General features: G+C 57.7%; 22 protein-coding genes. All 22 read right to left on the bottom strand.

Features of this window, described 5'->3' with window-relative positions; translation table 11 throughout:
* Positions 1-34: 34 nt before the first annotated feature.
* The 22 genes from HPY71_05130 to HPY71_05025 all read right to left on the bottom strand — a co-directional run bounded on the left by HPY71_05130 (position 35) and on the right by HPY71_05025 (position 25,651).
* Positions 35-2,059 carry a cellulosome anchor protein gene (locus HPY71_05130; GenBank protein NPV52890.1) on the bottom strand — a complete coding sequence of 675 codons (2,025 nt, stop codon included), beginning with the start codon at positions 2,057-2,059 and terminating at the stop codon, positions 35-37.
* A gap of 106 nt (positions 2,060-2,165) precedes the next feature.
* On the bottom strand, positions 2,166-3,158 hold the full coding sequence (locus HPY71_05125; GenBank protein NPV52889.1) for a TonB family protein: 993 nt from the start codon (positions 3,156-3,158) through the stop codon (positions 2,166-2,168).
* Positions 3,159-3,237: 79 nt separating this feature from the next.
* The gene (locus HPY71_05120; protein ID NPV52888.1) at positions 3,238-3,600 is read right to left on the bottom strand and encodes a biopolymer transporter ExbD; all 363 of its coding nucleotides are present in this window, start codon (positions 3,598-3,600) and stop codon (positions 3,238-3,240) included.
* Between the two features lies 1 nt (position 3,601).
* Positions 3,602-4,255: a MotA/TolQ/ExbB proton channel family protein gene (locus HPY71_05115; GenBank protein NPV52887.1), complete on the bottom strand. Its 654-nt coding sequence runs from the start codon at positions 4,253-4,255 to the stop codon at positions 3,602-3,604.
* 280 nt (positions 4,256-4,535) lie between these two features.
* Positions 4,536-5,804, bottom strand: coding sequence for a Glu/Leu/Phe/Val dehydrogenase (locus tag HPY71_05110; GenBank protein ID NPV52886.1), 1,269 nt, complete (start codon positions 5,802-5,804; stop codon positions 4,536-4,538).
* Positions 5,805-5,891: 87 nt separating this feature from the next.
* The gene (gene rimO / locus HPY71_05105; GenBank protein NPV52885.1) at positions 5,892-7,229 is read right to left on the bottom strand and encodes a 30S ribosomal protein S12 methylthiotransferase RimO; all 1,338 of its coding nucleotides are present in this window, start codon (positions 7,227-7,229) and stop codon (positions 5,892-5,894) included.
* Between the two features lie 120 nt (positions 7,230-7,349).
* A complete protein-coding gene (locus tag HPY71_05100; GenBank protein NPV52884.1) occupies positions 7,350-8,237 on the bottom strand; it encodes a diacylglycerol kinase family lipid kinase in 888 nt (295 codons plus the stop codon).
* 48 nt (positions 8,238-8,285) lie between these two features.
* Positions 8,286-8,843, bottom strand: coding sequence for a PspC domain-containing protein (locus HPY71_05095; GenBank protein NPV52883.1), 558 nt, complete (start codon positions 8,841-8,843; stop codon positions 8,286-8,288).
* A 544-nt stretch (positions 8,844-9,387) separates the two neighbouring features.
* Positions 9,388-10,695, bottom strand: coding sequence for a diguanylate cyclase (locus HPY71_05090; GenBank protein ID NPV52882.1), 1,308 nt, complete (start codon positions 10,693-10,695; stop codon positions 9,388-9,390).
* 173 nt (positions 10,696-10,868) lie between these two features.
* Positions 10,869-11,696, bottom strand: a complete 828-nt coding sequence (locus HPY71_05085) for a PHP domain-containing protein (GenBank protein ID NPV52881.1) — start codon at positions 11,694-11,696, stop codon at positions 10,869-10,871.
* Between the two features lie 233 nt (positions 11,697-11,929).
* Positions 11,930-12,208 (bottom strand): HU family DNA-binding protein, encoded by a 279-nt coding sequence (locus HPY71_05080; GenBank protein NPV52880.1) that lies wholly within the window; start codon positions 12,206-12,208, stop codon positions 11,930-11,932.
* 210 nt (positions 12,209-12,418) lie between these two features.
* On the bottom strand, positions 12,419-13,507 hold the full coding sequence (locus HPY71_05075; protein NPV52879.1) for a helix-turn-helix domain-containing protein: 1,089 nt from the start codon (positions 13,505-13,507) through the stop codon (positions 12,419-12,421).
* A gap of 177 nt (positions 13,508-13,684) precedes the next feature.
* Positions 13,685-15,853 carry a DNA translocase FtsK gene (locus tag HPY71_05070; protein NPV52878.1) on the bottom strand — a complete coding sequence of 723 codons (2,169 nt, stop codon included), beginning with the start codon at positions 15,851-15,853 and terminating at the stop codon, positions 13,685-13,687.
* Between the two features lie 535 nt (positions 15,854-16,388).
* Complete coding sequence (locus tag HPY71_05065) at positions 16,389-17,300, bottom strand: undecaprenyl-diphosphate phosphatase (GenBank protein NPV52877.1); 912 nt, start codon at positions 17,298-17,300, stop codon at positions 16,389-16,391.
* 119 nt (positions 17,301-17,419) lie between these two features.
* Complete coding sequence (locus HPY71_05060; protein ID NPV52876.1) at positions 17,420-18,397, bottom strand: Na/Pi cotransporter family protein; 978 nt, start codon at positions 18,395-18,397, stop codon at positions 17,420-17,422.
* Positions 18,398-18,547: 150 nt separating this feature from the next.
* A complete protein-coding gene (locus tag HPY71_05055) occupies positions 18,548-18,775 on the bottom strand; it encodes a hypothetical protein (protein NPV52875.1) in 228 nt (75 codons plus the stop codon).
* On the bottom strand, positions 18,772-19,524 hold the full coding sequence (locus tag HPY71_05050; protein ID NPV52874.1) for a translocation-enhancing protein TepA: 753 nt from the start codon (positions 19,522-19,524) through the stop codon (positions 18,772-18,774). The genes HPY71_05055 and HPY71_05050 overlap by 4 nt, the downstream gene beginning before the upstream one ends.
* Before the next feature lie 167 nt (positions 19,525-19,691).
* Entirely contained in the window at positions 19,692-21,356 is a 1,665-nt protein-coding gene (locus HPY71_05045) for a ribonuclease J (protein NPV52873.1), read from the bottom strand.
* A 284-nt stretch (positions 21,357-21,640) separates the two neighbouring features.
* Positions 21,641-22,525, bottom strand: a complete 885-nt coding sequence (gene dapA, locus HPY71_05040; protein NPV52872.1) for a 4-hydroxy-tetrahydrodipicolinate synthase — start codon at positions 22,523-22,525, stop codon at positions 21,641-21,643.
* 39 nt (positions 22,526-22,564) lie between these two features.
* On the bottom strand, positions 22,565-23,818 hold the full coding sequence (gene dapG / locus HPY71_05035; protein NPV52871.1) for an aspartate kinase: 1,254 nt from the start codon (positions 23,816-23,818) through the stop codon (positions 22,565-22,567).
* A 78-nt stretch (positions 23,819-23,896) separates the two neighbouring features.
* Positions 23,897-24,925: an aspartate-semialdehyde dehydrogenase gene (locus HPY71_05030; GenBank protein NPV52870.1), complete on the bottom strand. Its 1,029-nt coding sequence runs from the start codon at positions 24,923-24,925 to the stop codon at positions 23,897-23,899.
* Positions 24,926-25,060: 135 nt separating this feature from the next.
* On the bottom strand, positions 25,061-25,651 hold the full coding sequence (locus HPY71_05025) for a dipicolinate synthase subunit B (GenBank protein NPV52869.1): 591 nt from the start codon (positions 25,649-25,651) through the stop codon (positions 25,061-25,063).
* Positions 25,652-25,673: the final 22 nt, after the last annotated feature.

The raw sequence follows: 25,673 nt of genomic DNA, 5'->3' as shown, positions 1-25,673 counted from the left end.
CCATACAATTCTACATTACTACACTGGCACCGTCTTATTTTACACTGACCTTGCCATCAGCGATCGTCAAGGCGATTTTCCCTCCGCGGCTATTCTTCAATTCAAGCCCCGGTAACTCAATACGGGACACCCCCGGCGCCTTCGCCCTGAAGTTGATCGTGCAGAGCGTGCCCCATGCAGTAAGGGGCGAATCGACCTCCCCCCTTATACCCTTTATCACCCCTTTCGAGTTGTCTATTACCCCTTCATCCCATTTTAAAAGGCGACCATCCTCCACAAATACGGTTCCCCTCGACACGCTTACGGCCTCGAGAACCCTGGGATCATAGGAGATGCTAATATCTGAACTCTTGAAGCCTCCTATGTTCGTCGCCATTACGTCGACAGCGAAAAACTCCCCCGCCTTGATGGCGCTGGATTCCAGGATGACTCTAACCTTGGGCTCGAGCTCGGGCACCTTCACTTTACCGCTGGATGTTGATGGCTCAGCGCTCGGGGACTCGACCTTCATATCATACTTAAAATTCCCCTTTCCCCCTGCGGGAACCAGCTGCCAGGCGACATCACACGTTTCGCCGGGCTCCAGCGATCCGAGCAGCTTCGAGGGTTTCTCACGGAGCGCTGTCGCCAGTCCCTGGCCCGGCAGAATCGTCGCCTTGAGGCCATATGCCGGCGCATCGCCGACATTCTTGATCGTCCCGGTCACCTTGAACGGACTGGGGTGGTACCTCTCATCCCTTATCCCGAGCGCCCCGGGGCCCGAGAGCTTTGCCGAAAGCCTGGCAGGCGCCAGTATCCTGACCGTCCGCTTGACCTGGTTATCCTCGACATTCTCAGCCGTCACCCTCACCATGTAGGTCAGGACGGTGCCGGGTTGTGCCTGGGGCTCAACATTCCATACCACCTGGGTTGTCGCTCCAGCTGGCAGGTTTCCGAGCTGCCGGTCCCGCGACTGGCCGCTGACAAGGTTCAGCCCCTCGGGGAGCTGAATGGATACGTTCACCTTGTATGCCTCTGCATCTCCCGTGTTTTCAATATAGCAGATGACGGGAAATGCTGCTGATCTACCCCTCCCCTTGACGACCTCAGCAGGGGAGGTCACACCTATGGAAAGGGTGCCCCTCGCGATGGAGATCGCCCCAAGCCCATAGAGCGTGATATACTCTCGCTCCTCGCCGGGGCCAAGCGGCCTTGGGTCCCAGAAGAGGGCGGCCGCGCTATCCAGTTCATACTCGCCCTTGCGGGTGAAATCCCTGCCGGGCTGGAAATCGAAATCCCAAACCCCATCTGCAAGGCTGCCCCAGTTGGTAAGGAAAACCCTGTCGGGCGGCGTGGCCCCGCCCCCCCGGAGGGTCCCCTGAGATGTGACTTCAGGGTTGCTGAGCGAATCGAACGCCTGCCAAAAATCCGGCACACCATTGCCCTCGTACATCGTGTCGGTGGTCACGGCTGCCTCCCCGACCCTCATGGGGGCGCCGTCATTCGCGCCGAGCATTGTATCGAGGACGATCCTCAATCCAACATCATGGGTGGAGGTCCCGTTGTTGGCCACGATATACCTGATCTCAGCCGTATCGAAGAGGCCACTCGTGATGCTGCGAACGGGCCGGAGTTGTTGTGTCACCTCGATGTCGCCAAACCCCCACGTCGCCGCTATCGTGTTGCCACTGCCTATGTGCGGGGGCTTGAGGCACTCACCATAGTCGGCACCAGCACCCGCGCGCTTCTCCGTGGGGCCCCCGAAGCAATAGGTCCTGCCGTCAATCTTCACGCTGGTATATGAGGTCCACGGTTTCGGCCTCCCGTAGACCAGGGGCTTGTTATCATCCTTGGGATTTTCAGGGTCGCCTCCGGTGGTGTCCACAGCGAAGCGACCCATAGCATCCTCATCCGTGTTCACGAATATCTTGATATAGTCGTTTGCCAGGGCAAGGTTGGGCGCTGCACTACATATGGCTGATACAGCCACATACTGACAAAGGAAAATCGCGACCGAAACGACCAACCCCAGGAACAAAATCCTGATTTTTCCCGCTCTAGCAGCAAAAACCCCCACCATGATCACCCCTCGACTGGCGTTAACCCTTTATTCTGCGGCTGCCTGGCCCGGGTTAGCGCACACTGCGACACCTGCGACGCCCTGCGGGAAGTAACGGGGAGGCGGCTCAGCCTGCGACAGAGACCCCGCCAAATATCACTTTGACTTGCCCCCCGGAGAACGAAACCTTCACCTTCACGCTATAGGGTTTCCCGATGGGGCGGAAGTTCCAGGCCGAACTAACTGTCCTCTTAGATACCTCGTTTAGCCTCTCATCAGTTGATGACCCAACTATATCTACACCTTGCACATTGCCATCCGGGCCAACGCGCACCTTCAAGTCAACGCTGCCCTCGATCCCCTCGTTCTGAGCATTCTTTGGGTAGACAGGAGGCACGCCCCGGACGACAAGGGATTCCCCGGTCCCATAATCAACGCCGCCCACGCCGGCAGCCCCCTGGTCCTGTCCGCCTTCACTATTGGCCGCGCCCCGGCCCTCGCCAGGTTGAACTGCGGGCGCAGAGGCCACGGCCGCGGCCCCAGCCCCCGGTGACGCATGCCCTCCGGTCTCCCCTTTGACATCCGCGCTCGGCTTCTCAGGGAGAGGTTGGGTTACAGCAATCTTCTCATCGCCATGTTCGGATGTAAGCACCCTGGTTTTGTCCTCGAGCACAGCTGTTTTAGCCGCTTTCCTGTTAACATCGCCTGCCGCTGCAACGGCCTCTGCCCGGGTCTCCCTGACTGAAGCCTCCTTGACTTGGGGTTCCTTGATAGGAACCTTATCAATAGGGGAAGCCTTAACAACGTCAGGGGGGGTCTTAACAACGTCGACCGTGGGTCCCGTTTTTGGCTTTGCCTCCACCACCCTTACCCTGGCCTGGGGCCCGGCCTGGAGATGGGCAGCCGGCGTTCCATGCTTGATTGCAGGCTTGCCGCGCCTGGTCTCAGAAAAGGTCTGTGATATCTCCCCGAATTCCAGGGGGTAAATCGCAACCTGTTTTGGCTCCCAGACAGGTATGAGCCAGATCAAAAGCGCGTGAACGGCGATGGAAACCAGAATAGCCACGGGAAGGCTGTCCCCTTCAGAACTCCCCTTCGACCTTGCGATGTTCAATCTCATGCCACCCCACCAACCTGTAAAGGCCTTTTTGCCAGCTGACCCGCCAATACGGGCAATATGGTTAATAGGGGTCAGGCGGTCAGCTGGGTTTCTCCGCCGCGAGCGCGACTCGCGTAGCCCCAACACGCCTGACCGCATCCATCACTTCCACCAGTTTCGCATATCGCACATCCCTGTCAGCCTTTATGATGACGAGGCTGTTACGATTCCGCGCAATCTGCCGCTTGACCCTTTGCTCCAGGCCATCCATGGTAGTGCGGGTATCGTTGAAGTATATGTTGCCCCTTACGTCGATCGTGACCGTGATCCTGGTTGTCTCCTGCTTGGTCGCTGTCACAGCCGCCGGCAGCTTGACCTGGAGCCCCATGGGGCTCGTCCGGAAGGTCGTGAAGAGAATAAAGAACACTATGAGGAAGGTCATCACATCGACCATCGGCACCATTTCAATTCGAGGCTTCTTTTTGGAGTTGCGATGGAACCTCATCGCGTTTCACCTCGGACGCCAGGATATCGAGCAAATCATTGGAGAACTCGTCCATCTCGAGGATTCGCCTGTCGATAATGCCAACGATATATGTATGGAAGGCGAGCGTAGGCACGGCAATTATGAGGCCTGCCGCCGTTGTTATAAGGGCCTCGGCTATTCCGGCGCTGAGCTGACCGGGATCCAATATCTGAGGGGAGGTCGCGAGGACCTTGAAGCTCTTTATAATTCCCGTCACGGTCCCCAGAAGGCCCAGGAGGGGTGAGATGGTAACGAGCATATCGAGCACTGAGACCCTCTTCTCCATTTTGTAGACCTCTTTTTCACCCGCAGCCCTCATGGCTGCCTCGATCTCATCACGCTCCTTGCCGTAACTGACCAATGCCGCGGACATGAGGCTCCCGATCTGCCCCCGGAATTTTTCCACAGCCGCGATGGCATCACCTATCCTGCCATGCTCGAGGGCAAGGGTGACGGCCTGCAGGGCGCGCTCAGGGTCCGTCCTCGTCCTCCAGAGATAATATATGCGTTCAAAGGTAATCGCCAGAGCCAGCACCGAGCACAGGAGCAACGGGATCATAACCGGCCCGCCTTTAATTAACATGTCAACCATTAACAGACCCCCCAGCATGTCCTATCCTAATCCAATACTATACAACCCCATCCTTATCCTGCCAGATCCCTATCCCATCCTGTCCTGTCAGGTCAAGGCAAAAGGTAGAGTCGACACTAGATTGTTTCTTCGACACGGCCTCGGGAGATTCCTGCAAAAGTGGCAAATTACGCTACAAATCGAAAAGCGGGTCGGGAATCCCAGTCCCGGCCCGCTTCGTGATATCCACCCGGTTTAGACCCGATTTAGAATTTAGATTAGAAGATTAGACTCCGAGGCCTTATGGGTAGATGCCTCTGACCTTTATGGCCTCTGTAACTCGCTTGATGGCTACCATGTAGGCTGCCTCTCGCATGGGCACCCCCTGCTGTCTCGCAACATCGAATACATCCTTGAAGCTCCGCGTCATGATGAGCTCGAGCCGCTTGTTGACCTTATCCTCCGGCCAATAGGACGCCTGGAGGTTTTGGACCCATTCAAAATACGAGACAGTGACCCCGCCCGCATTGGCAAGGATGTCGGGGATCACCGTCACCCCGCGCTCAAAGAGTATACGATCAGCCTCGGGTGCTGTTGGACCGTTGGCAGCCTCCGCTATTATCCTCGCCTTCACGCGCGGCGCGTTCTCCCCGGTCAACTGGTTCTCGAGCGCAGCAGGGATGAGAATATCGCAATCAAGTTCAAGCAAGGCCTCATTTGATATCTCCTCGCCACCCTCTGCCCCGAGGACGGTCCCGGCCCTCTCCTTATGGACCATAACTTTCGGGATGTCAAGGCCGTTAGCGTTGAAGATGCCTCCCTTTGAATCGCTTACCGCCACGACCCTGCAGCCCTCCTCGAAAAAGAACTTTGCAGCCATCGAGCCCGCGTTCCCGAACCCCTGAATCGCAACCCTTATCCCGGCCAGAGGAGTATCGAGCTGCCTGCATGCCTCACGCACCACGAAAAGGACGCCGCGGGCGGTGGCTTCATTGCGCCCTGCCGACCCGCCTATGGCGAGAGGCTTGCCGGTAACAACGGCGGGCACCGGCTCGCCCATGTGCATGCTGTATGTATCCATGATCCATGCCATAGTCTGGGCATTTGTGTAGACATCGGGCGCCGGGATATCCCGCGTCGGCCCTATTATCGCGCTGAGCTCCGTGGTAAACCGGCGCGTCAGGCGCTCGAGCTCCCCAGCGGACATCTCCTTGGGGTTGCATATGACCCCGCCCTTGCCGCCACCAAAGGGAATGCCTACAGTCGCGCACTTCCAGGTCATCCACATTGCCAGGGCCTTAACTTCCTCTATTGTAACATCGGGGTGAAACCTGATGCCGCCCTTGGCCGGTCCCCTGGCCGTGCTGTGCTGGGCCCGGAATCCATGAAAGACTCTTATGCTGCCATCATCCATCTTCACTGGGAAAGATACATAGAGGACCCTCTCAGGATAGCGCATGACCTCCTTGATGCCGTCATCTATGTCCATCTTCTCCACGACGCTATCGTACTGGTACTGGGCTATCTCGAACGGATCGAACTTCTTGCTACTCTCAGAATCTGATACCATCGTCTTCTTGTCCCTCTCCCTCAATACTCGTCTCGTCCCTCATTATCATCTCTATACCTCTTATTTCTCTATATAAGGTAAAAGCAGCTAACCAAGATCAGGTGGTATCACCTCCCCCACAAGGTCATAATCACCCGCCTGCGTTATCTTTACCCTTCTCATCGCCCCGACAGGTGGGTGATCATTACCAATATATATTACCCCGTCGACCTCGGGAGCCTCCGCCTGGGACCTGCCTACCGTCAAGAGCTCGCTCTCGGGGGCCCTCCCATCGATCAGGACGTCCAGCACGCGCCCGACCTTCTCTTCATTCTTCTCGCGTGAGATGCGCCGGGCCAGCTCCATAACCCTCCGGTAACGGGCGCCCTTGACATCCTCCGGCACGCTGCCCGGCATCCTGGCAGCGGGTGTGCCCTCCTCAGGCGAATATTTAAAAACCCCAATCCTGTCCAACCTCACATCCCGAATGAAATCCAGGAGCCTGGAGAACGCAGCCTCGGTCTCGCCAGGGAAGCCAACTATGAATGAACTCCGGATGGTGACGTCCGGGATATCCCGCTTCAACCTGGCTATAAGCTCCTCGATCTCTCGCGGTCCAGGCCTGCGATTCATGCGCCTCAGTATCTCCTCGTCGATATGCTGCAATGGGATATCGATGTAGCTGCAAATCTTGCTCTCCACAGCAACAGTCTCTATAAGCTCGTCCGTAAACCCGGTTGGATGGGTATATAAAAATCGAGCCCAGGTTAGGCCGTCAATCTTGACGAGTGCGCGCAGCAGGTGCGCAAGGGAGGGCCTGCCGTATAGATCAAGACCATACCTGGTGGTATCCTGCGCGATCAAGATTAGCTCCCGTGCCCCACCTCCTACGAGCACCCGGGCCTCTTCAATGATGGACTCCACCGGCCGGCTCCTGAACCTGCCGCGGATGGCCGGGATCACGCAATACGAACAGCGGTTCTCGCACCCCTCGGCGATCTTCAAATAGGCCACATGCCCGGGGGTTGAGAGCAGCCGCGGCATCCTGTGATCGTATATGAACTCGGGAACCCCTACCGCAAATACCCGCTCCCCGGCCAGGACTCGCTCCACTATCCCGGCTATCCTGTTGAATTCGCCCGTCCCAACCACCGCATCAACCTCGGGCATCTCATCCAGGAGCTCACGCCCGTACCTCTGCGAGAGGCACCCCGTAACCACCAGAACCCTGCAATTTCCCCTTTCTTTCCACGCCGCAAGGTCGAGGATGGTGTCGATAGCCTCCTCCTTTGCAGGCTCAATAAACCCGCATGTATTGACTATCAACACGTCGGCCTCCTGTTCATCTGCGACTATATCATACCCCGCCTCCTTCAAGAGGCCGAGCATGATCTCGGCATCAACTAGGTTCTTGGCGCACCCGAGCGAGACTATACCAACCTTCAATTAGGCCTTCCTCCATAAAAACACAACCCGGCGGTCAGCTGTCAGTTGGGCCTCACTAGGATCAAAGCCGGGGGCTTCGGCGGTTATGTATTATACACACTAACCTCTGAGCTCCTGAGTTCAGGCAGGGCAGATAACGCCCAGAGCCGAAGGAAAGATCTCGAGATGAAGGTGCTTACCTGTCATCACCTCACCGTCCATGTGAAATGGAACGGCCTCCTCCGCATCCACCGTTACATCCTGCCCCCGCAGCATGGTTACTTTCTCGAGCCTCGCATGGCTTCCCTTGAAGACCTTCGGAAAATGATAGAGGGCCTCCATGCTCCTCATCTGTCCTATGACGCAGATATCAAATAAGCCATCGTCCATGATGGCATTCGGTGAGATGCGCATACCGCCGCCATATGTCGGGGCGTTGGTCACCGCGACGAGGAGCGGCGTAACGTGGATAGTATTCCCGTCCAGCGCTATTCTCATTTTCCTTGTTCTGTAGGTGGATAGCACCTTCAGCAGCGCAATCGCGTAGACTACAGGACCGCGCAGTAGTGGTATACTCCGGTTGGCCTCGAGCGCCACAGTGGCATCGAAGCCTATGCCAACGGAGCCAATGAAATAGCGTCCTGCCACCTTACCGATATCTACCCGTCTAACCTCGCCATTCGAGGTGCCATTCAGGATAAGATCGCACGCTCTGGCGATATTCCTCGGTATGCCGAGGCCAATTGCAAAATCATTTCCCGTGCCGCAGGGGATCACCCCAAAGCGGGCCCCCGTATCAACTATGCCATTTACAACCTCGTTGGCTGTGCCATCTCCCCCCGCAGCAACCACGACATCACAGTTGCCGGCTGCCGCCCTTCTCGCGGTCTCCACCGCATCGCCGGCGAAGCGCGTGACGTGGATATCGAAGTCCACACCGGCGTCCTTGAATTTTTCCTTGATAACCGGGATGGCCCTCCTCCCCCTGCCCCGCCCCGCCCTTGGATTGACGATAACCTGGATACGCAACCCCTTTACTTTCCCCTTCCTCCAACCGATATCCTTCCAGCGCCCCTCTCACCTGCTCGACCCACGGCCGCCGACCAGGAGGAATATCCCGACAGCGATCAATATAACCGGCCAGAAACGCTCAGCCTGGACCCAGGGCCAGAGATTCGCCATAAGGAACCACGCCCCCAGGATGATCAGGATGACAGCCACAAGGCGCGAGCCATTTCTCGGGTCACGATTCTCAGGCCGGTCTCCAGGTTGATGGCCGGTAGGACCGCGCTCCTCAACCTCATGTTCGTGCGTCGGAGACTCGCCATCGTCGGAATCAGCCGCCCCGACCCCACCCCCGTCCCCGGGCGCCCCGCCGGCCGTTGGAACCACATCGAGGTCAGGGCCGGCACCGGTGTCCGCCCTGCCATCCCTGCGCGATGCCTCGTCAGGCGGGAGCTCTGGAATTATGATCCACGCCACGATGTATGCCAGGATCCCGAAACCATGTACAAGAGCGAGTAGCACCCACAGGAGTCGCATTATCGTCGGGTCCACATTAAAATATTCAGCAAGCCCACCGCACACACCGCCCAGCATCCGGTCCCGGGTTGAACGATAAACACGCCTTGTCAACTACTTCATCTCCAGTCTTCATCCCCAGTGCAGTACGGTTCGTTCGCCATATGCTTCCCTCCGCGACTTCGCACCGCGCGCCCCAGCATCCCGCCTGGGTAAACATCAAACCCATCCCATGTTCACCTCGGGCCTCGGGGGCCTGACTGAGCGCCCATGATGGGACGCACCCGCGGCCCCCCGCTTCTCTTCTCACCGGCCCCTACTTTTTCGAGGAGGACTTTGAACTCGTCTTGGCGGTTGATTCGGCCTCCTTTGGCTGCTTCTTGGCCTCGTCCTTCTTTGCGGTCTTCCCACCACAGCAACGCGGCATTTGACTCACCTCCCGTCCGACTCATCTCATCATTTAAATAAAAAGGGTGCCGTTAAGATCGAAGAGGATAGCCCTGACCATTTCCTTCCCCCCATGGGGCATAATTAGAATATGCAGTTCTACAAGAACCTCCGAGTTCCTGCTAGTTAGAGTCCCCTTAAACCTAAATTTGATTACCCGGTTTGCCAGCCAGGTTATTCTCAATACCTCACGCGGGACACGGGCGAGCGGTCATGCACAATAGACCCTGTTTCTCCCCTCCTTCTTACTCCTATACATGGCCATATCAGCTGCGTTTATCAAGTCGAATTTCGTCCTGGCGTCATCGGGGTAGGTCGCAACCCCGACGCTAACTGTGAGGATGCCGGAGGGCTGGGTTTCCTCATTGGGGAACCGGTAGGAGGCTATGCGGGCTCTGATCTTTTCAGCGACCTCGATGGCATTCTTCTTCTCCGTCTCGATCAAGACTACAACGAACTCCTCGCCACCATACCTCGCAACTATATCGGTGCTGCGGACGCTCCTCGCAATGATCCTGGCTACAGCGCGTAACACCGCGTCACCGGCCTGGTGGCCATGTGTATCATTGTAGCTCTTAAAATCGTCTATATCGATCATGATCAGGGATAAAACCCTCCGGTACCTCTGGGCCCTCTCGATCTCCTGAGCGAGATGCTCCTCGAAATATCGGTAGTTGTGCAGTCCCGTTATGGGGTCAGTGATCGCCAGCTCCTGCGCGATCCTGTGAAGCCGCGAAAGCTCAACGAGCTCCCTATCCAGATCCTCATTCACCTTCCGGAGCTCCTCTTCCCTCTGCTGGAGTGCCTCGTTTTTCTTCATTAGCTCGTCGCAGAGCCTTGCATTCTCGATAGCGACCGCCGCCTGGGCCGAGATGATGGTCAAGCTCCGGAGATCATTTTCATCGTAAAGGTAGCTCGAACTCTGGACGGACAGGACACCAAGGACGCGGTCGCCTATCATCAAGGGTATGCCAATTATAGATCTCGGGATATTATCATCCTGGTACCCACCAAGCACAGCTTCCCCTGGCATACTGTCGGGCTCCGCAAGCCTGTCCCGCACAAAAATCGGTTTGCGCGTCTTGATTATGCCCGGCGTGAAACCCTTGTCGTCGGAGATGCTAATCGTAAATGATTCGACAGATTTGTCATTATCTACGACATATTGAAACTTTATTTCCCCTGTTTTCTCATTATATAGTGCCACGTAAAAGGTGGAGGCATCCATCATGTCACGTACCACCGCATGAAGCGCCCTTAACACAGCATCGAGGTCGAGCTTCGAAGCAACCACGCAACCGGCAGCATACAGGCTCTTGAGCTCCTCGTTTCTTCGTTTTGCCTCCTCGATGCCGCTGTGAGCGCTCTGGATGAGACAGGTATACCTCTCCTCGGATTTGCGCAAGGCAACAGCCTGCCTTCTCAATCTGATGGCCAGAACCCTGTTCCAGGCCAGGGAGGCGGCAAGGCTGAAACATGCGCAGATTAGTGCGACAGTCTCAAGAGTCAGACAACCCACCCCCTGAAGCGCTCACCCAGCGTGGCAAAATCTCACAACAGAATATGAGCCCTATCTCAGAAACCCAGAAGTTCAGCGCAGTAAACCTTCTAATTCACCGTGAGGAGGAATACGCCTACTCCTACGCCTACTCGTGGCATTGATACTTGACTATTAATTCTCCACTCCTGGCGTTATTCCTTCATGCGAAGGTATAAATTGTTAACCACCTCATCCGGCACCAACACCCCGCCTATACCAACCGGCTGGTGAGCTGCCGGGCCGTGAAAGTCGCTGCCACCCGTAACCACGAGGTTATAAGTCCGGGCTAGATCCAGATAGTATTGTATTATGTCAGGTGTATATCCGGGGTAATAGGCCTCTATGCCCATCAAGCCATGCTCCACCAGCTTGCCAATGAACCCGTCGCTTGCCGTCCTTGCAGGGTGGGCGATAACCGGGATGCCCCCGGCATTCAAGACCGTATCCACGGCATCATATGGGGTGAGGCCGTAGTGTTCTTCGTAGGCCACCCCGTGCTTGCCCAGGTAGTATTCAAAGGCGTGATGGGGCGCGGCAGGATTTATGTAACCAGCATTGATCATCGCGCGAAAGATCTGACCCCGCCCGACAAAACCATCCTTTCCCAGGCTCGCCACATCCTCAAAAGGAATGTCGATCCCAGCGCGCTTCAACTTCTCCAGCATCTTTTTTGCGCGGTCGATGCGAGCCCGCCTGAGCTCCGCCAGCTTCCCCAGGAGCCGCGGGTTCTTGATATCGACAAAGTAGCCCAATATGTGGACTTCCGAAGCTTCAATATCAGTTGAAAGCTCAAGAGCTGGAATCACCCTGAGGCCGCACTGCCGGGAGGCTGTGAATACCGCCTCTTCAACGCCTGCCACGGTGTCATGATCCGCCACGGCCATAGCCGTCAGCCCTACGCGGCACGCCTCCTCAACGACTTCCGAGGGGGAAAGCCGCCCATCAGATGCGGTGGTATGGATGTGCAAGTCAACAGCCATCTTCATGTAACCCCCATTCTCACTTCGATGAAGCTTGGCATGTGGTGCTTTTCATGTGGTGCATTTTATATATTTATATTTATATTACCATATGATGCAGGGGAAAAATGAGCTCGGCTTGCCCCCGGGAATCAGGAGGGAAGTCAAAAAAATGGGTCACCCACGCCTGGTAACCCATTTCCATTAACCTTGAAGCCACAGAGATCTTGAAATGGCTCCGTGAGCCCCTGTATTTAAGCCTTTGCCACGCTATCCCTTAAAACCTTTCCCGCCTTAAAGACAGGAACCATGGACGCAGGTATCCTGATCTCCTCGCCGGTCTGCGGATTGCGGCCGACCCGTTCCGCGCGCTTCTTCACGGCGAATGTCCCGAAGCCGACCAGCTGGACCTTGTCGCCCTGGGCGAGAGCATCCTTTATGCTATCGAAGACCACCCCCACCACCTGCTCAACGTCCTTCTTCTTCAGATCAACCTTCTCCGCTACGTCGGAGATGAGCTCTGCCTTATTCAAGCTCTATCCCTCCTTTCCTCCTGCGAAACCTCCGTAATAATCCTTCCAGCGAAAACCCGCGTAATGACGCGGCTTGCGCTGTCTGCTTGTACTCTTATTCTATGTACTACAAGGTTTTCCTTCTGTGGTATGAAAAAAATCTAGAAAAACGGCCATTTATTGCTACTATACGCGCTTATCTGGAACTATCTGGATGTGACGGTCCCCAACTCAGGACTGGGCGGGCGGGAATGACCATTCTTTAACCTGGCCTGGCTTCCCTAGGAATTCGAGCTTCTTATCGTTATATGTCAAGATTATTCCGGCCGCATTGCCAGCCTTGATTCTCAAACGCTCTTTGGCAGTCCACGTCCGGCTGTCGCCAGGGTTCATCACCTTCTCAAAAACCACCCTGCCATCAGCCACCACCCGGACCCAGCATCGCTGGGTTATGTCCACCTTCAATTCATGCTTTAATTCATGTCCCGGCTCACGTTTCGCTTCATCCTTGACCCTCCCATTCTCCGCTGGCGCCTCGCCTGCCGCTGAGGGCTGCGGAGCTGGCTGATCCCCTTGCCCTCCCTGAGCCCGAGGCCCGGGACCCTGCGGGCTCGCCTGCTCCATCTTCCTCCCCAGCTCCTGGGAGCCGGCTTCCTGGCCAGACATCTCCTGGCTGGGTACCTCCTGGCCAGGAGTCTTCTGGCTAGATGCGTCCTGGCCGGACACCCCGGGGGGAGCCTCCACCCGCCCCTGGGGCGAGGGCGCAGGCTCGCCCGGTCCAGAGGGCGCGGGCCCACCTGGCTTAGGCGCGGTGACCACCGCGGCTGTCGCCTGAGGTGGCGCCTGCGTCCGTGGGCGTTCACCCTCCCCGGACGGCCTTGATGCGACAATATGAATTACTATTCCCCCAATTATGACAATAGTCGCGACCACAAGGGGTGCCACGTTCGTCATGCGGCGTAAACCCGCTACCCTGACCTGTCCCTTCCCTGGGACAAGCTTCAAGGCGCCCTCCGACGACCCCACAGTCTCGCCCGCAGCCCTATCCGACGGCAATACCCGGCCCCTCACGGTCCTGTATTGTTCCACGATCTTCTCACTATCAAGGCCGATATACCCTGCATAGGTGCGCAGGAACCCCCTCACATAAACCTCGCCCGGGAGCGCATCAAAATCCCCGGCCTCCATCGCCATCAGGTGGTGCTGGCGAATCTTAGTCGCCCCCTGGGCCTCTTCAAGGCTGAGGCCTCTAGCGATCCTCCGGGTTCTCAGGATATCTCCGAGGTCTTTGAGGTTTTTGATATCACCAACATCTTCCATTCAATCCGCCTCCCGAACATAGCTTTGTTCTTGCTCTGCCCTGCTCCGCCACCCATATTGCCGCCCTTCACCAGCACCCTCCGCCCTGAGGTGCTACCCTGATGACGTCCTTATCCTCGGGACGATGTTCTCACCCTCTGTTGGGCTGTTAACGCCGCGCACAGGCGGCATGGTGGTCTACCTTGTGCTTGGGCGTGAACAGGTAAACCTATCAGGCGATACCAGGACCTTGCGTGGCCTGCTCCCCTCATATGGACCGACGATGCCCCTTGCCTCCATGGCTTCGATCAGGCGCGCCGCCCGGTTATATCCTATCCTGAATCTCCGCTGGAGCTTGGATATTGAGGCCTCCTGGGTCTCGACAACCATTCTCACCGCCTCGTCAAACAGCGAGTCCTCCTCGCCAAGGGTCTCGTCGCTCTCAGCCTCGTGGCCTATGCTCTCAGCCTCATAGGTTGGCTCTCCCTGGCTCCGGACGAATTCCACAATGGATTCGATCTCGGAATCCGAGACATACGCGCCCTGAACGCGAATGGGCTTTGGCGCCCCAACTGGGAAGAAGAGCATATCCCCCTTGCCAAGGAGCCTCTCAGCACCGCCCGTATCAAGTATAACCCTGGAGTCGACATGCGAAGGGACCGCAAACGCTATCCGCGAAGGAATGTTCATCTTTATAACCCCGGTTATCACGTCGGCTGACGGCCGCTGAGTTGCCAGGATAAGGTGAATGCCGGCAGCCCTGGCCATGAAGGCGAGCTGGCAGACTACATCCTCAACATCCTTCTGCGCGACCATCATCAAGTCGCCGAGCTCATCGATGATAACGACGATATATGGGAGCGGCCTGAGGTCGTCCCCATCCCCATCTCTATCTCCGCCACCGCCATCCTCGCCGTTCGCCGCGGTCCCCGTCGCCGTGATTCTGGCGACAAACTCATTATACTTCTCTATATTGCGCACGCCCACCTCGGCGAATCTTTTATACCGCTTATCCATCTCCCCGGCGACCCACCGGAGGTAGCCAGCCGCCTCCCTCGCGTCCGTAACCACCGGGCTCAGAAGGTGGGGGATTCCATCATATGTTGTAAGCTCAACCCTCTTGGGGTCTATCATCAGGAGTTTAACCTCGCCGGGTTTGGCCTTGAAGAGAATGCTCGCTATTAGGGTGTTCAGGCAAACGCTTTTCCCCGAGCCCGTCGCGCCAGCCACGAGAACATGGAGAAGCCTTGTCAGATCAGCCACTACTGGCCCTCCGGCGATGTCCTTCCCGATGGCGATGGTCAGGCGGCCCTCACGCTTCTGGAATTCGTCGGATTCCAGCACGTCACGGAGATAGACCATGGATATCTCGCTATTCGGAACCTCGATGCCAACCGCGGACTTCCCCGGAATGGGGGCCTCTATGCGGATTCCCGATGATGCCAGGGCGAGCGCGAGGTCATCAGCCAGGCTGACGATCCTGCTCACCTTGACCCCGAAGCCCGGCTGGACCTCATACCGAGTCACAACGGGCCCCTTGCTGATCTGAACCACCCTGGCCGTGACGCCAAAGCTGCGAAATGTGTCCTCAAGGAGCCGCGCACGCTCTATAACCCTCCCGGAAGAGCCCCCGGAGCCCCTTGCGGCCTTCCTGGGAGCGGGGCCCTTGAGCAAGGAAAGAGATGGGAGGCAATAGTTGCTGTCATCCCCCGCAGCCAGGGGCGAGGATTTCCCCTCCGCTGCCTCGGCGGCCGCAGCGACCGTAGCCATCACAGCAGCTTGCGGGATGCCTGGCTCAGGCGCGTGCATCCTGGGCTCAATGATCACGGGCAAGGGTTCATCCTGGTGCCCCCTGGTTGCCAGTTCCCCGGCCAGGCGTATCTCGCCACCCCCGCCTTCGTGTGCGCGCCCACCGGTGCGCCCCACGGCGCTCGGGTCCCCGCCGCGCCCACCGGTCTCATTCGCGGTTTTATTCGCGCCGTCTTGCCCCTCGCCTTGCCGGCCTTCAAGAGCCGGCAGGAGGACCGATCGCGCCAGCCTGTGGCCATTTGAGACGACCCAGGCTGCAGCGTGCGTCATCCCCCCGACTAGAGCAATCATCCCTTTGATAAAGCCCCTGATGGCGCTACCCGGTCTCGTATCGAGCACCAGCATCGCGCCAACTATAAGGCCAAAGCCAGCCATCACAAGGCTCCCCAGATGGCCGAAAACCGGCACGAGGAGGAGGTTTACAACGGCACCTGTCGTGCCTGCGCTTACATCGAGGAGATCGAGGATGCTGAGAATACTGGCGAGGATTATTAGCCCCCCTGCGAGATGGGCGGCGGCGTCCCCCCGTCTTCGGACAATGATGTCGATAGCCATCATGGCCGTGGCACCGGGAAGCAACCACGCTCCGGTCCCGGCAAGCCCGTTTAACGCCCTGGCCACCACGCTCCCCAGGAGGCCCACGAGGCCGGGCCTCTGCGAGGGTCCCACAGCAAGACTGGCCAGGAAGAAGATGGAGAGAACGATCAAAAGAACTCCCGCCGCTTCCACGGCGAGGCCCGTTCCGTTCGGCCTGGTGCGGCCCTGCGACCTCGACCTCTTCCCGCTCTTCCCATTTATGGCTTTCCTGCGCACAGCCCTGGCGGCTGTTTCCTTCTTGCCCGCTGCCAGCCTCTGCCGGCCCCCCCTCGGCATCGAAATCACCCCTGGTCTGGGCTCTGGCCCCACATATTCCCCGCCACATATCTTCTAAGGTATTCGATTAGACCTACCCGTATTCCTTCTTTGATTGTTTTTACCCCTCACAATTTACCAGGATACGGTGCCTGGTGGTGCATATCCATCCGCCCGGCGTATGGGTGCACATTGGTTGGTGAGCAGTATACCTTCACCTGGATCGACGCCTTAGGACGCCTTAGATCCAGCCCAAAATGAGATGGGCCACAAGCACCATGAGCCCTACGGCCCAGCAATAATAGGAGAAAATAGTGAGGCGGCCACGCCTTACGACTGATAGGAAAATGCGTATGGCCAAGTAACCCGATACAGCAGAGGCGACCAGCCCAACAATAAGCGGCAGCGCTAGCCCGTCAAAACCGGCCCCGGCCGCCAAGATATCCTTGAGTTGTAATACAGCCGCGCCTAGGATAACCGGGATCGAGAGCAGGAATGAATAACGCGCGGCCTCATCCCTCGGGAGCCCGAGGAGCAGCGCCGCGCTTATCGTCGACCCTGAGCGCGACAGGCCGGGAGCGATCGCGCACCCCTGGGCTATCCCTACCAGGAGGCCCCTGAGCAGGCTGAATCTCGCAACCGGGACATCCTCCCTCTTCAACCGCTCAGCGAGCCAGAGGAGAATACCCGTAAGGATGAGAAATGCCGCAACGGATGCCGTGGATTCAAACAACGCCTTGAAGATACCCTCTAGAGCTATGCCCATTACTGCAGCTGGAATAGTGCCCACGATAATAAGCCAGAAGAGCTGCCTATTTGCCTCTGCCGCGCGGCTCTCCACGCCCACCGCTCTTACACCTCTTCCACCGCGATCACGACCGCCGGAGCTGCGCTTGCCATAACCACGCCCATTCCGGCCGGGTCCAGGTGTCACCATCTCGAGGGCGGCCCGAAGCACCTCCACGATATCGCCCCAGAACACTACGACGACCGCCAGGAGCGTCCCCACGTGCACTATGGTATCAAACGTCAGGAGGGCCTCCTGGGTATGCAATATGCTCCGTGCAATCACGAGATGGCCTGAGCTACTGACTGGCAAAAACTCGGTGAGGCCCTGAACTATCCCCAGGACCACGGCCTTGACTATACTCATTCGCGTCTTCCCTCCTCAGCTCCTCCTCAGGCTTAACGCGCCCCTCGCCTCTGCCTCGTCCGGCGCGAAAGCGCGCACGACAGCGCCCGGCTCGGGTCGATTGCCCGGGCAACTGGTAGCTAATCCCGCCCGCCTGAAACGAAGAGTATCATGTCAACAAAGCGCCTCGCCCAGGGCAGTACAAGAGCCGCCGATATGAGATTGAACAGGGCATGAGCGTTTGCCACCTGCCTGGGGAGATCATCCGATGTCAACGAGACCAGTATACCAAACGGACGGATAAAAGGGAATACAATCGCCACACCGAAAACGTTAAAAAGAAGGTGCGCCAGGGCCGCCTTCCTGGCTGTCGAGCCCGTCCCCAGGCCCGCCAGGAGCGCCGTCACGCACGTCCCGATGTTGCTCCCGAGGATTAAACCCATGGAGCCCTCCAGCGGCAGCAGTCCCTGCCTTGCAAAGGCGAGGACTATAGCCGTCGTGGCGCTGCTGCTCTGAATGATCCCCGTGAAGATCGCGCCGGCCACCGTCCCCCAGAAGGCGCTCTGCCCAAAGGCAACGAGGTAGCCGACGAGCATGGGGTCATCGCGGATAACCCCGGCAGCCCCCGTCATGATTCTCATACCACCGAAGAGAAGGCCGAGCCCCAGCATGGCCTCGCCTATTATCTCCGGGACTGTCCGGCGCGCGTGACCGCGGCCAGGGAGGGGCGATAATACCCTCGATACGCGTCCCACCAGCAGGAACGCCGCCCCAAGAACGATGCATGAGAGCCCAAGCCCTTCAATATCAAAGGCTATCAACTGGGCCGTCATGGTCGTGCCCACGTTGGCCCCGATTATGATCCCGAACGCCTGGTAGAGGTCGAGAATGCCGGCGTCAACGAGGCCGACAACCAGCACAGTCACTGCGCTGCTGCTCTGGATCACCGCTGTAACGAACGTCCCCGTAAGCGCGCCGACGAATGGAGATGAAGCGAACCGGGCGAGGAGCCGCTTGACACGGCGAGAGGTTGCATGGATGAGGCCGCGTCTCAGGAAACTCATTCCTGCGAGAAAGCAGGTGAGCCCGAGTCCAAGCTGAGCCAGCATCAAACCCACAGCGATCCCTGCCTCCTGAGCAAGGTTTCGCTGCAATATATGTCTCGAGCCTCAGTTTTATTTCTTTTCAATAAATATTTTCAGATATTTTCCATTGCGTGTTTTCACGTGACGTGTTTTTGCTCACATGTTTCCCATTTCCCATACGCGCTACCACCGGGGGTGGGCAGGAGAAAATCTGATTGTTGAGCCTGGCTGGAGGAGCGGGTCTAAATAATCCCTGGGGTCCGTGCTAAAGATCCTTACAAGCCTAGCCTCCTCGTTTGAGATGGGCTCGATGGTCATCTTCACGCCCTCGAGCTCCACCTCAAGGAAGGTTCTGGGTTTATCCATGCCGTCCAGGACCTCTTCGGGCGAAAGCACAGTATAGAGAATCATTGGAGGGCCACATCCTCTCTCGACACGGGGCCTCCGGGCTTGTGCGCAGTGCTACGATTCTTATCTATCAACTCGTCGAGCTTAGAGAGAGCCTCCTTCAGCCCCCCGACAGCATCCATGAGGCCCACATCAACAGCATCCTTGCCCACAAGCACCGTACCCACATCCCTTACGAGCTCCCCCGTCCTGGACATGAGCTCCCTGAATTTTTGCTCGGTTACTCTGGAATGCGAAGTAACGAACTTTATGACCCTGTCTTGCATCTTATCGAGGTATTCGTAAGTCTGCGGGACTCCTATGACCAGGCCGGAGAGCCTCAGCGGGTGGATAGTCATGGTAGCCGTGTTGGCGATGATCGAATACGTGCAAGCCACGGCTACGGGGACCGCTATAGAATGTCCCCCGCCAAGGACTAGACTCACGCTGGGTTTTGACATGCTCTCGATCATCTCGGCGATGGCAAGGCCCGCCTCGACATCTCCGCCAACCGTATTCAACACCACGAGGAGGCCCTCTATCTGCGGGCTCTGCTCGATCGCGACAAGCTGAGGAAGTATATGCTCGTATTTCGTGGTCTTATTCTGCGGCGGCAGTATTATATGGCCCTCGATCTGCCCGATAATGGTCATGCAGTGGATATTGGACGGCACCTCCACCGGCGTCCGCATCTCCCCGAACTGCCTGATAGCCTGGGCGGGCGCGGGCGCGCCCCCTGTACCGCCTGGTTCCGTCGGTGTAGAGTTGATCATATATGCTCACGCTCCCGGCTTGTCACCTAGCTCCCTCGCTTCTCCGACCATGGGTTGCCTCATGCTGCCTTGATCAGTATGCTGCCGGAGTTAGTATGCTGCCGGAGACGAAAAAAATTCAACACCACACCCACCAAGTCCGGCCATGCCTCCCGGCCGGGCCAGGTTCACACCTCCATGATTATCGGCAAGATCATGGGGCGCCTCTTTATCTTATCATAGAAATAGTGGCCAAGCGAGTCCCGGAGACCGTCCTTTATCTCGCCCCACTCCGTTATGCCCTCCTCCTCGAAGCTGGACAGCACTTCTCGCGTCTTGGCCCTGGCCTCTTCGAGAAGGGCCTCGGATTCCTTGATGTACACAAACCCGCGGGAGATCAGATCCGGCCCGGCTACAACGGCGCCCGTCTGCTTATTGATGGTTACAACGACGATGAGTATGCCGTCCTCGGCCAGGAGCTTCCTGTCCCGAAGCACAACGCTGCCGACATCGCCGACCCCGAGTCCGTCGACCAGGACCTTGCCGGCTGTGACCTTGCCCGCAATACGGCCCTCCTGTGCATCAAAGCAAAAGACGTCCCCAATCTCGGGGATGAATATCCTCTCCGACGGGATCCCGACCACCTCGGCCAGCCGCGCATGCTTTACAAGGTGACGGTACTCGCCATGCACGGGGATAAAGAACCTGGGCCGCGTCAGGTTGAGCATCAACTTGAGCTCCTCCTGGCTGGCGTGGCCGGAAACGTGAACCCCCGAAAAAGCCTCGTAGATGACATCCGCCCCGAGCTTGAACAGGTGATTGATCGTCCGGCCGATGGACTTCTCGTTTCCAGGTATCGGCGAGGCAGATATTATGACAGTATCCCCAGGGCGGATCTCTATCTTCCTGTGCTCGGCCATGGCCATGCGCGTCAACGCTGACATCGGCTCCCCCTGGCTGCCGGTGGTGATTATGACAACCCTGGAGGGTGGCAGCTTTTCAACATCATCGACATCAACGAGCATGCCTTCAGGAATCGTAAGGTAGCCCAGGTCCGCAGCGATCCCGACCACATTCTCCATGCTCCGGCCGACGACCGCTACCTTCCTGTTGAACTTCCAAGCTGCGTCGATAATCTGCTGTATGCGGTGGATGTTCGACGCAAAGGTCGCCACCAGTATCCTATTCTCAGCCCTGCGGAAGGTCTCAACAAACGTCTCGCCGACCTCCCTCTCCGAGAGGGTATAGCCAGGCCTCTCGGCGTTTGTGCTATCGGAGAGGAGCACCAGGACGCCCTTCTCGCCCAGTTCAGCGAATCTATGGAAGTCCGTTGTCTCCTGGCCTATGGGCGTCTGGTCAAACTTGAAATCGCTCGTGTGAACCAGCACGCCCGCGGGTGTGGTTATCGCCAGGGCGACCACATCGGCGATGCTGTGACTGACCCGTATGAACTGCACCGTGAATGGCCCGATCTGGAGCCGCTCGCCAGCCCTTATACACGTTGGCTTGAAGCGCGGGGTCACCCCGTGCTCCTTGAGCTTGCACTCGACCAGGCCCAGGGTCAACCTTGTCCCATATACAGGTACATCCAGCTGGCGCAGGATATATGGGAGCCCGCCTATATGGTCCTCATGGCCATGGGTCAAGATGATTGCGCGGACGCGGTCCTTATTCTCGACGAGGTATGTTATATCCGGGATCACGAGGTCGATCCCAAGCATCTCCTCCTCGGGAAACATGAGGCCCGCATCTATGATGATAATGTCCCCCCCATATTCGACAACCATCATGTTCTTGCCGATCTCGCCGACGCCGCCGAGGGGGATGACCTTCAGCTTGTTTGTCACCGACACGTTCTCCGCCAACACCTCCAAAAAAGCATTCACGATATAGAATTATACCCTACTTTGTCTGAAGCCGCAAATAAATTCAACACGATCATACGATCCAATACGATATGGCTTAGCGTAGATTCCCTGATTCATACCAGTTTACCAGCATGCCCCAAGGCTTACGGTGTTGCGTTGCGGGGACGGCGCAACTCACACTTGGCAGGACGTCCTGCGTGGGGTGGGTAAGCAAGTCTGCGAGCGAATTGACCCCTGAGCGAGCAGACTACTTACTCACCTACCCTAAGCTAAAGCACCCCGAACCCAGCCAGGGCCTTTTGAATCGCCGCCAGCTCCTTTTCAGTAGCAGGCACAAGGGGAGGCCTCACGCCGCCGGCATCGAACCCGGTGAGCTTAAGTGCCGCCTTCACAGGGATCGGATTGGTCGTCACAAACATGGCCCTAAAGACCGGGAAGAGCTCCGCATTGAGCCTCCACGCACGCTCCACATCCCCCGAGAAGTATGCAGAGATCATCTCCTTGATCTGCCGGCCAACAACGTGCGAGGCAACGCTTATGACCCCCGCGCCGCCCACGGCGAGGATCGGCAACGTCTGGCTATCGTCGCCGCTATAGATGTCGAAATCCCCCGGCGTCTTTCGCCTCATATCCGTAACCTGGTCGAGATTCCCGCTGGCCTCCTTGACCGCAACTATATTATCGATCTCGGCAAGCCGTGCAAGGGTATCTGCTGTCATATTGAGGCTCGTTCGACCCGGAACATTATAAAGGATAAGAGGCAGGCTCGTCTCACTTGCAATGGCGCGGAAGTGTTCATACAATCCATCCTGGGGGGGCTTGTTATAATATGGGACGACCAGCATAGCACCGTGGACGCCTATCCTCTCAGCCTCTTTCGTCAATTCTATGCTTCCCCTGGTGGAGTTCGTGCCCGTCCCCGCGATCACGCAGGCCCTATCGCCGACGGCATCCATGACCGCCTCAAAAAGCGATACCTTCTCCTCGTGCGTGAGGGTCGGAGACTCGCCGGTGGTGCCGGCTACCACAACCCCGTCGGAGCCGGCATCGACAAGCATCCTCGCGAGCTCCGCGGCCTTCTTGTAATCCACCTCGAGATCGCGGTCAAACGGGGTAACCATAGCGGTCAATACGCTTCCAAACCTGGGTTTCAAACCCCTCGCCTCCTTGCGAACCTTGTTCCGTTTCTTGAATTACAATCCGAGGCCAAACCGTGCGTGAAGGCTACGCATGGCCTTCTGCATATCATCCTTCCTCACCAGGCACGAGATGCTCGTATGTGAATCAGATGTCTGGAGTATCGGCACCTCCGATGCATAGAGGGCCTCCACCACGGTCGCCATGACGCCAGGAACACCCCTCATCCCCGCCCCCACCACCGACACCTTGGCGCAACCCTCAACGCCCTCGATATCGACGGATGAAGGATCGAGCCCGGAGGAGTCAAGAGCCCGGCGCTTGAGGATATCCAGCGCCTTTTCGAAGACCTCACCACTCACGGTGAAGGCTATCATCCGGGGAAACACATTTATGATGTCAACGCTTATGCCGGCGTCGGCCAGGGCGCGAAACACGGTCCTGACAAGGCCGGACCTGTTGACATCCTCCCCCGTCATGATCTTGATCTGGGCGACGTTGGCGATGTGGGCGACGCCGGTGACCACCCTATCCGATCTGATGGTGGTGCCCTCTACACCCTCCATAGAATCGGTTATGAGGGTCCCGGGCGCATCCGAGAAGGTGCACTTTATCCTAAGTGGCACGCCCTTTTCCATCGCGATCTCCACTGCCCGCGGATGGACCACCTTTGCCCCCAAGTGGGCCATCTCAGCCACTTCCCTGTAGGTCATCACCTTTAGAGGCCGTGCCTCGGGCACAATACGGGGGTCAGCGGTCATCACACCATCCACATCCGTGTATATCTCTACGACCTCGGCCCCCAGAGCCGCTCCAAGGGCTGCAGCCGTAGTGTCGCTGCCGCCGCGGCCAAGGGTTGTCACGTCGCCGTTTTGCGTGATGCCCTGGAACCCGGCGACTACAACGATCTTGCCCTCCCTCAGGTGCTGCAACACAAGGTCCGGCTTCACCTCTACAATTCTCGTGTCGCCGAATTTGTCATCGGTGATTATGCCGGCCTGCGCCCCGGTCAAAGCCACGGCCGGGTGACCCATGTTCTTGAGGAGCCCGGACATTATAACGCTGGAGATGATCTCCCCGCACGAGAGCAGGAGGTCCTGGTCGCGCGGGTCCGGGTCGCCATCGACGGTCCTGAGCAGTTGAATGAGGGTATCCGTGGCGTAGGGGTCGCCGGCGCGCCCCATGGCCGATACCACCACGACGGGCGAGTATCCCTGCCGCTTTGCCTCAAGGATATGTTCTGCCGCCTGTTTGCGGAGCGAGGGAGTCGAGACGGACGTTCCACCGAATTTCTGAACGATGATCCGCAACCGGCTTCACCTCTTGACTGGGGGTTCCCCTCAACCCCGGTAATCTTCGTAGCCTCTCAGTAGCCTCTCCAGCCTCACTCAACTCCTCCCTATGATCCTTTCAGCTATCTGGATGGCATTCAGGGCCGCTCCCTTCCTGAGCTGGTCCCCGACGACCCAGAGATTCAGGCCCTTCTCTATAGAGTTATCCTCCCTGATCCGGCCGACGAAGACATTGTCCTTACCGGATACATCAAGCGGCATCGGGTAAAGCATTTCACCCGGTGAATCCAGCACCGTAATCCCCGGGGCGGATCCCAGGAGCCTCTTGGCCTCAGCCGCCGTCAGCTTCCTCTCGGTTTCGATGTTGACCGATTCGGAATGAGATCGAAATACCGGGACGCGGACGGTGGTGGCCGTCACGGCTATGGCGCTATCCCCCATTATCTTCTGCGTCTCAAACACCATCTTGAGCTCTTCCTTGGTATAACCGTTCTCCATGAAGACATCTATATGGGGTATGAGGTTGAAGGCTATCTGGTAATGCACCGGCGCCTTGGCAAAGGGCAGGATGCCTGGTTCAACCGGCCGGCCCTCCAGGTAGGCCCGGCTCTCCTCCTCGAGCGCCTGCATGGCCCTGGCGCCAGCGCCCGATACTGCCTGGTAAGTCGATACAACAATGCGCTTTACCCTGGCCGCATCATGCAGGGGCTTGAGAGCTACGACCATAATTATCGTCGAGCAATTAGGGTTGGCTATGATGCCTTTATGCTTCTTGATATCCCCCGGGTTGACTTCGGGGACGACAAGCGGGACCTCAGGGTCCATCCTGAACGCGCTTGTATTGTCGATTACGACCGCGCCTCGCTTCACAGCCTCGGGGACGAGGTCGAGGCTAACCTTCGCCCCTGCGCTGAAGAATGCGAATTCTACACCGTCGAAGCTCTCCGGCTTAGCCTTTTCGACCTTCAACTCGACGCCTTGAAACCGGACGACTTTGCCCTCTGAACGCTCAGACGCGAGCAGCTTCAATTCCTTGATTGGAAACCTCTTCTCGTCCAGAATGCTGAGGATCTCCTCACCCACTGCACCAGTAGCTCCGACAACCGCCACCTTGAATCCGCTCATAAACTACACCCCTCCGGCTTCTACCAGGGGCCAATCTCACTGATCTCAGACGACCTATCCAGAGGCGACCTTCCCAGGTCGCTGGTAGGCGCCCGCGCCCCGCACATCTATGTATTTCTCTTTAGCATACAGCCATTATTTTCTCCTGTCAATGAGAATCGGCTGCAATTGTTTGCCATAGAGGGCATTCTCGACCGTCTCGATTATCAACGACATATCCGCGATCAGAGAGTTGGGTTTTGCTCCGGGGTTATCCTGGCCGAATGGGACAAAATAGACGTTCTTGGCTTCCAGCAGCATGCCGAGGTTCCTGGCATTCAGGCCGAAGGCATCATTTGTTGAGATGCCGATCACAAGCGGCCGGCCATTACGCAGGTGAGCCTTGGCCGCCATTAAAACAGGGCCATCTGTTATCGCATTCGCGAGCTTCGCGAGGGTGTTGCCGGTACACGGCGCGATGACCAAGACATCCAGGGGCGCAGCCGGCCCCAGCTGTTCGGCCTCGGTGATCGTGCATATGGGCTCCTTGCCCGTTATCTCCTCGAGCCTCCGTATCACATCCGCAGCCTTGCCAAACCTGCTATTCACATTTGCGACGCTCGACGATATAATGGGAACTACATCCGCCCCCTGGCGGACCAGGTTTTCGATCTGCGGCAGCACCTCCGGGATGGTGCAGTGAGACCCCGTCAAGGCAAAGCCCACCCTTTTCCCACTGAGCTCCATGGCTTCCCCTCCCCTTCCCTTT

Source organism: Bacillota bacterium, from assembly GCA_013178125.1.
In the GTDB taxonomy this organism is placed as follows: domain Bacteria; phylum Bacillota; class SHA-98; order Ch115; family JABLXJ01; genus JABLXL01.
Note: the sequence above shows the minus strand (reverse complement) of the source record. Positions and strands in the feature narration are given on the sequence as shown.

Bases quoted from the DNA above. Each gene is read 5' to 3' on its own strand.
- HPY71_05025 (NPV52869.1), bottom strand. From the start codon at position 25,651: ATGGAGCTCAGTGGGAAAAGGGTGGGCTTTGCCTTGACGGGGTCTCAC.
- HPY71_05030 (NPV52870.1), bottom strand. From the start codon at position 24,925: ATGAGCGGATTCAAGGTGGCGGTTGTCGGAGCTACTGGTGCAGTGGGT.
- HPY71_05130 (NPV52890.1), bottom strand. From the start codon at position 2,059: ATGGTGGGGGTTTTTGCTGCTAGAGCGGGAAAAATCAGGATTTTGTTC.
- HPY71_05125 (NPV52889.1), bottom strand. From the start codon at position 3,158: ATGAGATTGAACATCGCAAGGTCGAAGGGGAGTTCTGAAGGGGACAGC.
- HPY71_05110 (NPV52886.1), bottom strand. From the start codon at position 5,804: ATGGTATCAGATTCTGAGAGTAGCAAGAAGTTCGATCCGTTCGAGATA.
- HPY71_05085 (NPV52881.1), bottom strand. From the start codon at position 11,696: ATGGCTGTTGACTTGCACATCCATACCACCGCATCTGATGGGCGGCTT.
- HPY71_05075 (NPV52879.1), bottom strand. From the start codon at position 13,507: ATGGAAGATGTTGGTGATATCAAAAACCTCAAAGACCTCGGAGATATC.
- HPY71_05070 (NPV52878.1), bottom strand. From the start codon at position 15,853: ATGATGGCTATCGACATCATTGTCCGAAGACGGGGGGACGCCGCCGCC.
- HPY71_05055 (NPV52875.1), bottom strand. From the start codon at position 18,775: ATGATTCTCTATACTGTGCTTTCGCCCGAAGAGGTCCTGGACGGCATG.
- HPY71_05115 (NPV52887.1), bottom strand. From the start codon at position 4,255: ATGGTTGACATGTTAATTAAAGGCGGGCCGGTTATGATCCCGTTGCTC.
- HPY71_05065 (NPV52877.1), bottom strand. From the start codon at position 17,300: ATGAGTATAGTCAAGGCCGTGGTCCTGGGGATAGTTCAGGGCCTCACC.
- HPY71_05050 (NPV52874.1), bottom strand. From the start codon at position 19,524: ATGATCAACTCTACACCGACGGAACCAGGCGGTACAGGGGGCGCGCCC.
- HPY71_05120 (NPV52888.1), bottom strand. From the start codon at position 3,600: ATGGTGCCGATGGTCGATGTGATGACCTTCCTCATAGTGTTCTTTATT.